Annotated in this window: 16 protein-coding genes; 11 read left to right on the top strand and 5 right to left on the bottom strand. The window is 64.0% G+C overall.

What is annotated here, in order from left to right; translation table 11 throughout:
• The first annotated feature begins 23 nt into the window (after window positions 1–23).
• Both VGG89_10695 and VGG89_10690 read left to right on the top strand, forming a co-directional pair.
• On the top strand, window positions 24–1,172 hold the full coding sequence (locus tag VGG89_10695) for an acyl-CoA dehydrogenase family protein (GenBank protein ID HEY1977006.1): 1,149 nt from the start codon (window positions 24–26) through the stop codon (window positions 1,170–1,172).
• A gap of 8 nt (window positions 1,173–1,180) precedes the next feature.
• Window positions 1,181–1,723, top strand: coding sequence for a DUF4760 domain-containing protein (locus VGG89_10690; GenBank protein ID HEY1977005.1), 543 nt, complete (start codon window positions 1,181–1,183; stop codon window positions 1,721–1,723).
• A gap of 8 nt (window positions 1,724–1,731) precedes the next feature.
• On the opposite strand, the gene VGG89_10685 is transcribed toward VGG89_10690, so the two are convergent.
• Window positions 1,732–2,607 (bottom strand): hypothetical protein, encoded by an 876-nt coding sequence (locus tag VGG89_10685; protein HEY1977004.1) that lies wholly within the window; start codon window positions 2,605–2,607, stop codon window positions 1,732–1,734.
• Between the two features lie 85 nt (window positions 2,608–2,692).
• Here VGG89_10685 and VGG89_10680 point away from each other — a divergent pair, with 85 nt between their 5' ends.
• Genes VGG89_10680 through VGG89_10660 form a run of 5 tightly spaced genes read left to right on the top strand, consistent with a single transcriptional unit; the run spans window position 2,693 to window position 5,639 of the window.
• Complete coding sequence (locus tag VGG89_10680; protein HEY1977003.1) at window positions 2,693–3,244, top strand: peroxiredoxin; 552 nt, start codon at window positions 2,693–2,695, stop codon at window positions 3,242–3,244.
• A gap of 36 nt (window positions 3,245–3,280) precedes the next feature.
• Window positions 3,281–3,610 carry a cupredoxin family copper-binding protein gene (locus VGG89_10675; GenBank protein HEY1977002.1) on the top strand — a complete coding sequence of 110 codons (330 nt, stop codon included), beginning with the start codon at window positions 3,281–3,283 and terminating at the stop codon, window positions 3,608–3,610.
• Complete coding sequence (locus VGG89_10670; GenBank protein HEY1977001.1) at window positions 3,607–4,479, top strand: metallophosphoesterase; 873 nt, start codon at window positions 3,607–3,609, stop codon at window positions 4,477–4,479. The genes VGG89_10675 and VGG89_10670 overlap by 4 nt, the downstream gene beginning before the upstream one ends.
• Window positions 4,463–5,008, top strand: a complete 546-nt coding sequence (locus tag VGG89_10665) for a sigma-70 family RNA polymerase sigma factor (GenBank protein ID HEY1977000.1) — start codon at window positions 4,463–4,465, stop codon at window positions 5,006–5,008. The genes VGG89_10670 and VGG89_10665 overlap by 17 nt, the downstream gene beginning before the upstream one ends.
• Window positions 5,001–5,639, top strand: a complete 639-nt coding sequence (locus VGG89_10660; protein HEY1976999.1) for a zf-HC2 domain-containing protein — start codon at window positions 5,001–5,003, stop codon at window positions 5,637–5,639. The genes VGG89_10665 and VGG89_10660 overlap by 8 nt, the downstream gene beginning before the upstream one ends.
• Here the strand turns inward: VGG89_10660 and VGG89_10655 are convergent.
• The 3 genes from VGG89_10655 to VGG89_10645 are packed head-to-tail and all read right to left on the bottom strand — an operon-like array spanning window position 5,611 to window position 8,415.
• Entirely contained in the window at window positions 5,611–6,306 is a 696-nt protein-coding gene (locus tag VGG89_10655; protein ID HEY1976998.1) for a PilZ domain-containing protein, read from the bottom strand. The genes VGG89_10660 and VGG89_10655 overlap by 29 nt on opposite strands.
• Complete coding sequence (locus VGG89_10650; GenBank protein HEY1976997.1) at window positions 6,299–7,519, bottom strand: DNA recombination protein RmuC; 1,221 nt, start codon at window positions 7,517–7,519, stop codon at window positions 6,299–6,301. The genes VGG89_10655 and VGG89_10650 overlap by 8 nt, the downstream gene beginning before the upstream one ends.
• Entirely contained in the window at window positions 7,516–8,415 is a 900-nt protein-coding gene (locus VGG89_10645; GenBank protein ID HEY1976996.1) for a dienelactone hydrolase family protein, read from the bottom strand. Before VGG89_10645 ends, VGG89_10650 begins: the two co-directional genes overlap by 4 nt.
• 35 nt (window positions 8,416–8,450) lie before the next feature.
• Here VGG89_10645 and VGG89_10640 point away from each other — a divergent pair, with 35 nt between their 5' ends.
• The 4 genes from VGG89_10640 to VGG89_10625 are packed head-to-tail and all read left to right on the top strand — an operon-like array spanning window position 8,451 to window position 11,841.
• Window positions 8,451–9,347 carry a substrate-binding domain-containing protein gene (locus VGG89_10640; GenBank protein HEY1976995.1) on the top strand — a complete coding sequence of 299 codons (897 nt, stop codon included), beginning with the start codon at window positions 8,451–8,453 and terminating at the stop codon, window positions 9,345–9,347.
• A gap of 5 nt (window positions 9,348–9,352) precedes the next feature.
• Window positions 9,353–10,063 (top strand): hypothetical protein, encoded by a 711-nt coding sequence (locus VGG89_10635; GenBank protein HEY1976994.1) that lies wholly within the window; start codon window positions 9,353–9,355, stop codon window positions 10,061–10,063.
• Complete coding sequence (locus tag VGG89_10630) at window positions 10,060–10,854, top strand: c-type cytochrome (GenBank protein HEY1976993.1); 795 nt, start codon at window positions 10,060–10,062, stop codon at window positions 10,852–10,854. Before VGG89_10635 ends, VGG89_10630 begins: the two co-directional genes overlap by 4 nt.
• 3 nt (window positions 10,855–10,857) lie before the next feature.
• Window positions 10,858–11,841: a putative sulfate exporter family transporter gene (locus VGG89_10625; protein HEY1976992.1), complete on the top strand. Its 984-nt coding sequence runs from the start codon at window positions 10,858–10,860 to the stop codon at window positions 11,839–11,841.
• Here VGG89_10625 and VGG89_10620 read toward each other — a convergent pair.
• Window positions 11,820–11,996: a hypothetical protein gene (locus VGG89_10620; protein HEY1976991.1), complete on the bottom strand. Its 177-nt coding sequence runs from the start codon at window positions 11,994–11,996 to the stop codon at window positions 11,820–11,822. The two genes, VGG89_10625 and VGG89_10620, sit on opposite strands and share 22 nt — an antisense overlap.
• Between the last annotated feature and the right edge of the window lie 22 nt (window positions 11,997–12,018).

The following is a 12,018-nucleotide window of genomic DNA, read 5'->3' as shown; positions in this document are numbered from 1 at the left end:
GCCGCGGCCTATACCTTCGGACGATGAATTTCGACCTGACCGACGAGCAAAAAGCGATCCAAAGCCTCGCGCGCGATTTCGCGCAGAACGAGGTCAAACCGCGTGCCGAGCACATGGACCGCGAAGAGGCCTTTCCGTACGAGTTGGTCGCGAAGATGGCCGAGCTCGGCTTCATGGGCCTGCCGTTCCCCGAAGAGTACGGCGGTGCGGGAGGCGATACCGTCAGTTACGCGCTGGCCGTCATGGAGATCGCTCGCGCCGACGCGTCCACGGCAATCACGATGGCGGCGCACGTCTCGCTTGGCGCTACACCGTTCTACCTGTTCGGTACGGAAGAACAAAAGCAGAAGTACCTCGTGCCGCTGGCGCAGGGAAAGAAGCTGTGGGGTTTCGGCCTGACCGAGCCCAGCGCGGGCAGCGACGCCGGCAACGTGCAGACGAAGGCGACGCTCAAGGACGGCAAGTGGATCGTCAACGGGACGAAGGCGTTCATCACCAACTCCGGCACCGACATCAGCGGCGGTACCACGATCACGGTCGTGACCGGAAGCCGGCCCGACGGCAAGCCGGAGATCTCGAACCTCATCGTGGAGCAAGAGACGCCCGGCTTCGCCCGCAGCAAGAAGTATAAGAAGATGGGCTGGCGCGCTTCCGACACGCGCGAGCTTTCATTTATGGATGCGGCGGTCCCCGAGGAGAACTTGCTCGGGCCCCGGGGCGAGGGCTACCGGCAGTTCCTCACGATCCTCGACGGCGGCCGCATCTCGGTGGCCGCGCTCTCGATCGGCCTGGCGATGGGCGCCTACGACGAGGCACTGGCGTACGCCAAGGAGCGCCACGCGTTCGGCCGCCCGATCAGCAAGTTTCAGGCGATCTCGTTCAAGCTGGTCGACATGCTGACGGAGATCGAGCACGCCAAGCTGATGATGCTGCGCGCCGCCTGGGAGAAGGACCAAGGCCGCGACTACGTGCAGGCGGCGAGCTTTGCGAAGCTGTTCGCGGGCGAGCTGTCGCACCGCGTCGTCAACGAAGCGCTGCAGATTCACGGCGGCTACGGGTTCATGGACGAGTATCCGATCTCGCGCATGTACCGCGATCAGAAGATCAACGAGATCGGCGAAGGTACCAACGAAGTACAGCGGGTCGTGCTGGCTCGCTTGATGGGTTTGTAAGCGCCCGGGTGAACTTAGAGCTGCTCGTCTCGGCAGCTTCGGTCATCGTGGCGGCCGCTGCGATGTGCGTCACTTCGTTTTTGCTCGTTCGGCAAAACCGGCATCTGGAACACGAGCGCAATGCGCTCGCCATACTCGAGGCGATCAACCGGTTGACCGACGCCAATGCGATGGCGGCGTTCGAAGGCCTCGAAGGCGTCGCGCAGCGGTATCCGACCGACGAGGACATCCTCGCGCGCTACGACGACTCCGACGACGATCGCGCGCTGCTGCTCGTCGCGCAATATTTCGAAACGGTCGCGACGCTCGCTCGGCGCCGGGTGCTCGACGCATCGTTGCTGGTCGACGCGATCGGCTACATGATTCGCGTTCGCTGGAACACGATTCGCGAGTTCGTCTATCACCTGCGCAAGGTGCGCGGCAACTATTACATCTTCGAAAACTTCGAGTGGCTCGCGATGTACAGCGCGTGGTGGCGTGAGGTCGACCGCCCGTCAACCGACCCGAACTACGACGAAAAGCAGTTCGCCGGCACGACGTTCAAGGTGTAGCGCCGCGTTCAATCGACGCGCAGTCGCGCGTTCGGGTAATCGATCGTCACGATGCGACCCGCGTACGCGTTCGCACCGAGCTTTCCTGCGAGCTCGCTGCCCGCAAAGACGTCGTCGCCGGGGCGCGTCGTAAACGCGACTCGGCTAAAGACCGCCGTACCGGCGCGCACTTCGGGCACGACGATGGAGTCGACGCCCGGCAGCGTCGAAACGCTGCGCTCGACCGGCCATTCCGGATGCTCGGAATGCCAGCGCTCGAACGTCGAACGCGGCACGAAGCTCGTGGCGGATACGGTCGTGCCGCTGCCGCTTGCGAGCACTACGGAAGCCGCGATATCCAGCGACATCGCCAGCGTTTCGCCGGCAATCGTTACCGTTGTGCGCGGGTAGACGCCGTCGAATGCGAGGGGAAGATTCGCCAATGCGGGCGGCAGCGCCGACAGTCGCAACGACATCGCACCGCGCTGGAAATCGAACCGCCAGACGCGATCGGCGAACCAGCTGCCGCCGAGCTGCGCGTCAAAGCCTTGAAGGACCGGATCGGCCGCGTCGCTGTCTTTCGGATCGAAAATTGGAAGCTCTCCGCCGTCGCGAACCAGCGGCGGAACGCCGTGCGTCGGATCGAATCGCGGCAGCTGCGCCAATCGGCTGATGCCGTCCAAACGCGTCTGAAGCGACAGGCGCTGCACTGCGTGCGCGAAGACGAAACCGCCGCCGTCGGTGTCCAGCCAGCACGCGAACGTGCCGCCGGTCGCGAGCCGCGGCAGCGCAAAGAAGCGGCCGCCGCGCAGCTCAACGGGAAGTGCGAGTTCCTCGCTGATCGGCGTGGTAATGCCCAGCAGCGGAACGATGGCGGCGAGGCTCAAGAATGACCGGCGTTGCATCTGCCGATTCTACCGCAATCGCGGGAAAATTCATGAATTCCCCACCGCTGCGTGTTATGGTGTGCCCTGGAAAGGTTGGTCGCCCATGCTACGTCGCTCGTCTTCTCTAGCCGTTTTTATCCTCGCGCTCTGCACCGCGCCCGTATTAGCCTCGCTTGCCGTCGGTGCAAAGGCGCCCGCGTTTACGCTGCAGGCGAGCCAAGGCGGCAACGTCTTTACGTTCAACCTTGCCGCCGCGCTGGCAAAAGGACCCGTCGTTCTCTACTTTTATCCGGCAGCGTTCACTAAAGGCTGCACGATCGAAGCTCACGAGTTCGCCGATGCGATCGATCAGTATAAATCGCTGGGCGCAACCGTCATCGGCGTCTCGCACGATCCCATCGACAAACTTCAGAAGTTCTCCGTGAGCGATTGCCGCAGCAAGTTCGCCGTCGCGGCCGATACGGATCAAGCCGTCATGAAAGAGTACGACTCCGTGCTCGACAAGGCGCCGCAATACGCCGATCGCACGTCGTACGTGATCGCGCCCGACGGCAGCATCATCTATACGTATACGAACTTAGACCCCACGCTTCACGTCGAGAATACCCTCGCCGCCCTCAAACAGTGGGAAGCGAGCCACCCGAAACAACCCTAGAACGAACCAAACGCCGCCCCTGCGCATAGTAGGGGTATGAGTACAACGGTTCTAGCCTTGGTTCTCGCGCTCGCGTCGGGGGAAGCTTCTACCGCCGACGCGACCGCGACGGTCCACATCAAAAATTTTGCCTTCGCCCCCGCTAAGCTCACCGTGCCGGCCGGTGCCGTGGTGCGCTTCGTCAACGACGACGGCGAAGCGCACACCGTCACCGCCGAGAATAAGTCGTTCGATTCAACGGGCATCGACGGCGGAGACGCTTGGGCCTATCGCTTCGCTAAGCCCGGAACGTTCGCATATTTCTGCGCGCTGCACCCGTACATGAAGGGCGCGATCGTGGTCGTTCCCGCGGGGACCAAGAAATGAAGCGCGGCGATTTTCTCGGCCACGTCGGCTGGACCGGTGCCGGCATCGCCTACGCATTAACCGCCGGCGGCATCGTGCGCGCCGCTGAGGGCGCGCCCGACGGTCCGTTTTTCGTGCAGATCAGCGACAGCCACATCGGATTTCATCAACCGGCGAATCCCGACGTTGCGGCCACCTTGGAAGCAACCATCGCGCGCATCAACGCATTGCCGCGCGTGCCGGATTTTGTGATCCATACCGGCGACGTGACGCACTTGTCGAAGCCCGAGCAGTTCGACACGGCCAAGCAGATCCTCGGGGGACTCAAAGCGCCCACGATCGTTATTCCCGGCGAACACGACGTACTTGGGAGCGCCCAAGCGTTCAATACCGCGTTTCCACCGAAATCGGGAACGAGCGGATGGTTTTCGTGGGACGCAGGCGGCGTACACTACGTCGCGCTCGTCAACGTGTTCGATTTCGAAAAGATGGGCGAGCTCGGGAGCGCGCAGATTGCGTGGCTGGAAAGCGACTTGCGGCCGTTGCCGTCGTCGCGCCCGGTCGTCGTCTTCGCTCACGTTCCGCTCTATGCGCTCTATGCGAAATGGGGTTGGACGACGCAAGACGGGACCAAAGCGCTCGCGCTCCTGTCGCGCTTCGACGCCGTGACCGTGCTCAACGGACACATCCACCAAGTCATCGAACACCAGGAAGGGAACATTCGCTTCGCGACCGCCAACGCGACGGCGTATCCGCAGCCGGCGCCGGGAACGGCCGCCGCACCGGGTCCGGTTACCCTCGCGCACGACGCGCTGCTGCACGTCGTCGGCTACCGAACCGTGGAGCTTTACGGAGGGGCTGCTACCGTCAATAATGTCACCCTCGGCTGACGAGCTCGCACGCGCGTTTGCACGCGGTGAAGCCTGGGCCTACGAGGCCGCGTACCGTATCCACGGCGACGCGTTATACGCGGCAGCCATGAGCGTGCTGCGCGACGCGCCCGACGCCCAAGATTGCGTTCACGACGTCATGGCTCGATTGTGGCAGCGCCGTCACACGTTTACGCCGGAACGGGGTTCGCTGCGGGCGTTTCTTGCCGTGTGCGCGCGCAACGAAGCTCTGACGCGGTCGCGCAACGCCGGTACGCGCGAACGCATTCTCACGCGCGTCGTCGCTCCCGCCGCGCCGTCGCCGGATCACAGCGACGTCGTGGCCGAGCGCGAATCGATCGAGCGGGCGCTGAGCGCGCTTACGGAAAGGCAGCGCGAAACGATACAGATGGCCTACTATCAGTGTTTGACGCATTTCGAGATCGCCGAACGAACCGGCGAGCCGGTGGGAACCGTGAAAAGCAGGTTGTCGGGCGCGTTGCGGCGTCTGCGCGAGTTCTTTGCCGCCCAGGAATCGACTCATGTTTGAACGCAACGCTCACGTCGGCGAAGACGCCGAGCTTTACGCGTTGGGGCAGCTGGATGCAAGCCGGCGCGAGCGCCTCGAGCGGCACGTTCGTGTCTGCGGCGAATGTGCGCATCGCGTCGGGGAGGCCGAGGCTACCGTGCTGCGCCTGATCGAAGGCGGGGCATCAGGCGCGTCCGCCGGCGCGCTGCGACCGTTCCGCGCGCGCGCTTCTTCACCAACGTGGAAATGGGCCGCTGCGATTGCGGCGGCATTCGTTCTCGGATTGCTCCCGTGGCTGGGTTCGATGCGCTCGGCGCGAACGCCGGAGCCGCAGCAACTCGCCATGACCGCGCTGTTGAACGGTCATTTCCAACACGCCCCGTTCGTCGCGGACGCACCTGACGCACCGGCGGCCAAGGTTATTTACGCGCGCACCGGCGAGTGGATCTACGTCTTGGCCGCGCCCGGCACCGGCGCGCTCTCCATAGTGACGTCGGCAGACGGTAAACGCGCGACGGTTGCGACGCTGCCGCCGGCCATGCAGACGCGCGCGGCGTTCGTGCCGCTGTCCGCGAGGATCGACGAAGTCGTGTTATCGAGCGGTACGCGTCAACTCGCGCACGCTAGGGTGGCGTTTGCGAAGCCCCGTTGACGTAGCCGTCGAGCAGCCCGCGCTCTTTGTCGTTGACGGAGGTCAGCGCCAAGCCGTACAAAAACGAGCCTCGGTGGGGTTCCTGGCGCGTTACGACGCGCGCTCCGAGCGTGACTTCCCTCGCCCGGCGCCCCGGAATGGTAAACCGAACTTCGATGGGCGAACCCGGTGCGAGCACCTCGGCGCAGCTCATGAGCAGGCCGGTTCGCGAAATGTCGACGGCCTTCGCCGCCTTGAAGTCCGACGCCGGCGTGCGAAAGGTGACGTCGAAGTCCACCGGAATGCGCGCGCAGCTTCGCATCAAATCGTCTATCGCTGCCGGCGTTTCCAGATCGGCTCCATCGGCAAGTTTGTCGAGTGCGTCCAGCGCGTCGACGACCTTTCTCAGCGCGGCGATCTCGTTTGCGCTCATCCGGTCCAATCGCATGGCGTAGACGAAGCGATGGCCTTTGATTTCGTACGCCGCAACCGTGCCTCGAACGATCACTTCGCCCCTGCCGCTCGAACGCAACGAAAACTCGATCGTCTCCCCCACGTCGAACAAGACGACCGTCCGCAGCCGGCATTGCGAGCCGTCGATCTGCTCGACCACTGCGTTGGCCGGAGCGATGCCGCGCGCGCTGACCGTCGTCTCGTACTCTAGCGAGACGACCGGTTCGTCATTCATCGTTGGCCGCGAAGAGTTGTTGAGCGCGCGGCAGACGCTTTGCCGTCGTCGCGGTGTCGAGCGCGCTGACGCTGCGCGGAACGACGTCGATCGGCGGAATGTCGGGAAGGTCGTCACCGGCGAGCGCGGCTTCGTCTTTGAGCTTGCGCCCTTGCGACAGCAGTCGCGTTTCGTAGGAGCCGATGGCGTCGTTGAACGAGTTTACGGATTTCTCGAGATGTTTGCGCACGTCGGCGAGATGCTCGGCGAACTTCAAAGCGCGTTCGTAGAGCACTTTACCGATGGTCGCGATTCGTTTGGCGTTCTCTTCTTGGCGCAGCGCTTGCCAGCCCATCGCGAACGTGCGCAGAAGGCTGATGAGCGAAAGCGGCCCCGAGACGAGCACGCCCTTGTCGAGCGCGTACTCGATGAGGGCCGGATCTTCATTGCACGCAGCGCTGAGGAACGCTTCGCCGGGAACGAACATCACGACGTAGTCGGCGGATCCCTTCGCCGTTTGATACTGCCGCCGCGCCAGCGAATCGACGTGGTCGCGGAGCGCGCGCGCGTGCCGCTTGATCAGCGCACGGCGCGCGTCGTCGTCGATCGCTTCGAGCGCCGCCTGCATGGCGTCGATGGGTGCTTTGGCGTCGATGAAAACGCAGCGCTCGCCGGGAAGATTGACGGTCATGTCGGGGCGCAGGCGCGCTTCTTCGATTGCAACGGTCTGCTGCTCGGTAAAGTCGCAGTAGGGCAGCATGCCCGCCTTCTCGACGACGTTGCGAAGCTGCATCTCGCCCCATTTTCCGCGCGACGTCGGATTGCGCAGCGCGGTAACGAGCGTCGACGTTTGCGTCGTCAGATTCGTCGTCGCGCTCTCGAGCTTCTCGGCACGTCCCAGCAGATGCTCGATCTGCTCGCGCAGGCTGCCCGAGTCGTGCTGCCGGCGCGCTTCGAGCTCTTGAATCAGCCGGTCGAACTCGCCCAAACGTTCCGCGACGGGAGCGACGAGCTCGCCGACGCGCTCGCTCGCGCGCTGCGCGGTCGCGTCGCGCAGCTCGTTTTTCGCGCGCTCGAGCAGCGCCTCGACGGTGCGTTCGGCCGTGACCCTCGTCTCCGCGAGCGTTGCGCGCAGGGCGGCGTTTTCGGCGCGAGCCGCCAGCCACGCCACGACGGCTCCCAAAAACGCGCCGAAGAGAAACGCCATGCCGGTCCAAAACATCGCGGCGCTCATCGGTTCTTGCTCCCGAGCTGCTCGAGGAGAAAATCGACGGTCCGCTTCCAGGCATCGGTCGCCGCGGCCGCCACGTACGACGCGCGCTGGTCGTCGAAGAACGCGTGACCGGCCGTATTGTAGACGCGAATGTCGTTGGGAACGTGCAGCAAGCTTCGGAACGTTCGCACGTCGTCGGCCGAGATGCTGGTATCGCGCGCGCCGTAACTGCCGCAGACCGGCATGTGAATCTTATCGGGATCGATGTCTTTGAGCGATCCGTAAAACGGACATACGGTGCTAAAGACGTCGGCATTGTCGAGCGCTTGAATCAACGCGATGTGACCCCCCATGCAAAATCCCAGCACGCCGGTCTTGGTCGAAGAAAACTTCGTCGAGAGCCACAACGCGGCCGCGCGAATGTCCCCGTCGTACTGCTTGCGGTCGAGCTGCGACGCGTAAGGCCGGAAGGTAGCGATGTCGGTACTTCCGTCACCGCTGGGCGCGCCGAAGCGCGCGTAGAGATCGGGAGCGATGGCGGCGATCCCGGCCTTTCCCAAGCGCCGAACGACGTCGCGGATCGACGTGTCGACGCCCCAGATATGCATGATGACGACGACGGACGGAACGTTCACCGGCGCCTTCACGGGCCACGCGGCGTAGGCCGGAACGACTGCATCGGGACGGCGCAGCTCCACGCGATCGGTCGAAATCGCGGGATCGTCTTCGGCGACGAGCGGCGGATGCGGCTGTCCGAGCGTGGTTTGCGCGCGAGCAACGGCCGTCGCAGCGATTCCGGAACCGGCGGCGGCGGCGATGCCGACGAAAGCGCCTCGGTTCAGCGAGAGCGACGTGGCGTTGCCCGGATCGGTCTCGTGCGTGTCTTCAAACGACATGTTCGGAATCAAACGTATCATTTGACTTATTCGTTCCGGCATCCTACGCTTGGGGCGTGCTGCGCTTCCTTATTGCCGGGCTGGCTCTGGCCGTGTGTTGTGCGGCCGAGCCCTCGACCGTGCCGTCATTTAGCGCGTCGGGCGTCGACGACGTCATGGACTTGCACGGCGATCTGCATAATGCAAAGCTCGTTTTGTTCGTCGGTGGCAACGAATGGATGGCGATGCCCGCGATCGTCGACGCTTTTGTGCGCAGCCATCCCGACGCCGCGCCGGTCTTCTACGAAACGTTGCCGCCGGGAATATTGGCTGCGCAGCTTGCGTCGGGGACGTTGCGAGTCGGTGCTTTGAGCGTCTCCGCGCCGGCCGACGTCTTTATGGCCGGACGGCGGCGCATGGCCGAGGTCCGCAGCGCCGGGCTCGTGCGAGATCCAACGACGTACGCCAGCAACACGCTTGCGATTCTCGTGCGTCGCGGCAATCCCAAGCACGTATCCGGCATGGCGGACTTGGGACGATCCGACGTACGCGTCGCCATGCCGAATCCGGCATACGAAGGCATCGCGCGGCAAATCGAGCTGTCGATGCACGAGACCGGCGGCGCGCGTCTCGTCGATGCGGTGATGGTGACGAAGGTTCGCAACGGCACGACGATGCTGACGCAAATCCACCATCGCCAGACGCCGTTGTGGCTCGTGCAGGGACGCGTCGACGCCGGTCCGCTTTGGTTGACCGAAGGGCTTCACCAAGAGCGCATCGGCGCTCCCGTCGCAGTGATAGCCATCCCGTCGAGGCTCAACGCTACCGCAACGTACCAAGCAGCCGTTACGACGCGCGCGCCGCACGTGCGGCTGGCTGAGGAGTTCGTGCGCTTTCTCGACAGTCCGCAGGCGCGTGACATCTTCCGCTCGTATGGATTCGGCTCGCCGTTTGGCGCAGCAAAGGAGGAGTAACCCTGATGAATCGCAGCGCCTTTCTCGCCGCCTCGGCCGTCGCGGCGGCCTCGGGTCAGGCCCTCGCCCAGGAATCGCACGGCATTCCCGGCGGTACCCATTTCGTCGAGCGTAAGGCCGATTTCGATATGGACGCGTTCGCGAAGATCGTGGGCCGTGACGCGCAAATCCGGCAGCTGTACGAAGCGGTTACGTTCAAGCCGGCGCTTCTCAATAACGTCAAAAACAGTTTCAACGGCCTGCAGTTCGGCTTCGGATATCCGGCCGGCGCCATCGCGGTAGCGTTGGCCGGGCACGGCGCGTCGGCGTCGTACGCGTACACCGACTACGTTTGGGACAAGTACAAAATCGGGCAGCTGTTCGACCTCAAGGATGCTGCCGGAGCGCCGATCGGCTCGAACGTCTACGTAAAGCGCCACTCGCCGGCCGATCGCAATGCCGATCCCGACGACGACAAGGGCATGTATCAGGACACGTCCATCGAGGCGCTGCAGGAGCGCGGACTCATCGTGCTCACCTGTCACACGGCCGTCGAAGAACAGGCGCGCAATATCGTCAAGAAAGGTTTAGCGCCGGCGGGAATGACGCCGTCGCAAGTCGCCGGCGACATTTTGACGCACCTGATTTCCGGCGCGGTCGTCGTTCCGTCGATGGTCGCGACCATCGCCGTTTTGCAGGCGACGTACCACTACACGTACATCACGCCGATCCTGTGAAACGGTTCGCGCTCGTACTCGCGCTGGCGCTCGCCGCGTGCTCCGTAGGCTCGAACAATACGTTTGAAGTCTCGCGTCCGACGTACGATCCCAAGGCGCTGCCGCCGGGACCGGTGGGCGAGTCGATTCGCTACGGGCACGACATCCTGACGCGCACGCAAGTGCTGATGAAAGATTACGTCCGCACGGACATGTCGTGCGCCGCGTGTCACATCGATGCCGGCTTAAAGTCGAAGGGCGGCAGCCTCGTCGGTGCGTACGCGCGCTTTCCCCAATGGAACAAGCGATCGAAGCGAGTCATCACGCTGCAGGACCGGTTGGCGGAGTGTTTCCTTTATAGTATGAACGGCCGCCCCCCGGCCTATTCCAGCCGCGAGATGATCGCGCTGGTCTCCTACATTTCGTGGCTATCGCGCGGAATACCGAATTTGGCTAAGGAGCGCGAGGGCGATCGCTTCATCGTGCCGTTGCCTCCCGGCGCACCCAACGTCGCGCACGGCGCGCACGTCTATGGACAAAAATGCGTCGCGTGCCATCAGGCCAACGGCGCCGGTGTGAGCGGTGCGTTTCCACCATTGTGGGGAGACACGTCGTTCAATAACGGGGCCGGCATGGCGCATCTCGACCGAATGACCGGATTCGTCCACTACAATATGCCGCAGAACGCGCCCGGATCGCTGTCGATCGGAGATGCCTACGACGTGTCGGCGTTCGTGCTCAGTCACAAGCGGCCGCGTTTCCAGGGCGACCGTATAGTCGCGCCCGAGCCGACACCCGCGCGATACTTTTAGCGCGTGCGTTTGCTTCCGGGACTCTTGGCGTGCGTCGCACTTGCGGCCGTCGCCGAGATACTGGGATCGTACGTTCCGCTCGTCGGCGCGCCGGTGTTTGCCATCGTTTTGGGCGTAGCAATCGCCGCCGTCCGGCCGCTCTCGCCGTTGTGGAGCACGGGCACCGGATTTGCCGCCAAGGTGGTGCTCCAGTGGTCGATCGTGCTGCTCGGCGCGCAGCTGAGTCTCGGGGAAATTGCCTTGGGCGGCCGTGCCGCACTTCCCGTGATGCTCGGAACGTTCGTTCTGGTACTGCTGATTGCGTACTTTGCGGGTCGCGCGCTCGCGCTCGACGACGATTTGCGCCGTTTGCTCGCGATCGGCACGGCCATCTGCGGCGGGTCCGCTATCGCGGCGCTATCGAGCGTGATCGACGTCGACCGCTCCGACGTCGCGTACGCGCTGGCGACGATTTTCTTCTTTAACGTCGTCGCGGTCCTGACGTTTCCCGCGCTCGGTCACGCGCTGCAGCTTACGCAAGGGGCGTTCGGCCTGTGGGCCGGTACGGCGATCAACGACACGTCGTCCGTCGTCGCGGCCGCGTTCGCGTACGGTCACACTGCCGGAAACGCCGCGGTGGTCGTGAAGCTCACGCGTACGCTGCTCATCGTACCCGTCGTTCTCTATTACGCGTGGAGGCGAATGCTCGCGCATCGCGCCGGAGACAAGCCCGTTCCCTGGCGCGCCGTGATTCCGTGGTTCATTCTGTGGTTTCTCGTCGCTGCAACGCTCGACAGCGTCGGCGCGATTCCGGCCGGATGGCACGCGCCGATACAACGGATCGCGCTCTTCACCATCGTCGTCGCCCTGGCCGGCGTCGGTCTTTCGTCGGATCTCTCACGCATAAAAGCGGCCGGTTTTCGGCCGCTCGTGCTGGGCGCGGTGCTATGGGTCGCGATCGTGCTCGGAAGTCTAGCGATCGCGCACTATACCAACGTCTCGATGTAGATGCCCAGGCCCAAGGCGGCCGCGACGATCGACGCGTTTGCGAGCTCGATCGCCTCTTGGTCGAGTTCGGGTTCGGCCGCGGGCTGGGCCAAGGGGGCGAGCCCCCGGTCCGGATCGGTCGTGCCCCGGACCACGCGGGCTAGGCTGGTACGCATGCAAGAGGAATTCCCTTCCCGG

The organism is Candidatus Baltobacteraceae bacterium, from assembly GCA_036488875.1.
Classification (GTDB): domain Bacteria; phylum Vulcanimicrobiota; class Vulcanimicrobiia; order Vulcanimicrobiales; family Vulcanimicrobiaceae; genus JAFAHZ01.
Note: the sequence above shows the minus strand (reverse complement) of the source record. Positions and strands in the feature narration are given on the sequence as shown.

Excerpts from the sequence above, each read along its gene's own strand:
- VGG89_10620 (HEY1976991.1), bottom strand. The coding sequence starts at position 11,996 with ATGCGTACCAGCCTAGCCCGCGTGGTCCGGGGCACGACCGATCCGGAC.
- VGG89_10670 (HEY1977001.1), top strand. The coding sequence starts at position 3,607 with ATGAAGCGCGGCGATTTTCTCGGCCACGTCGGCTGGACCGGTGCCGGC.
- VGG89_10665 (HEY1977000.1), top strand. The coding sequence starts at position 4,463 with ATGTCACCCTCGGCTGACGAGCTCGCACGCGCGTTTGCACGCGGTGAA.
- VGG89_10685 (HEY1977004.1), bottom strand. The coding sequence starts at position 2,607 with ATGCAACGCCGGTCATTCTTGAGCCTCGCCGCCATCGTTCCGCTGCTG.
- VGG89_10675 (HEY1977002.1), top strand. The coding sequence starts at position 3,281 with ATGAGTACAACGGTTCTAGCCTTGGTTCTCGCGCTCGCGTCGGGGGAA.
- VGG89_10680 (HEY1977003.1), top strand. The coding sequence starts at position 2,693 with ATGCTACGTCGCTCGTCTTCTCTAGCCGTTTTTATCCTCGCGCTCTGC.
- VGG89_10645 (HEY1976996.1), bottom strand. The coding sequence starts at position 8,415 with ATGATACGTTTGATTCCGAACATGTCGTTTGAAGACACGCACGAGACC.
- VGG89_10655 (HEY1976998.1), bottom strand. The coding sequence starts at position 6,306 with ATGAATGACGAACCGGTCGTCTCGCTAGAGTACGAGACGACGGTCAGC.
- VGG89_10650 (HEY1976997.1), bottom strand. The coding sequence starts at position 7,519 with ATGAGCGCCGCGATGTTTTGGACCGGCATGGCGTTTCTCTTCGGCGCG.
- VGG89_10660 (HEY1976999.1), top strand. The coding sequence starts at position 5,001 with ATGTTTGAACGCAACGCTCACGTCGGCGAAGACGCCGAGCTTTACGCG.
- VGG89_10635 (HEY1976994.1), top strand. The coding sequence starts at position 9,353 with ATGAATCGCAGCGCCTTTCTCGCCGCCTCGGCCGTCGCGGCGGCCTCG.
- VGG89_10695 (HEY1977006.1), top strand. The coding sequence starts at position 24 with ATGAATTTCGACCTGACCGACGAGCAAAAAGCGATCCAAAGCCTCGCG.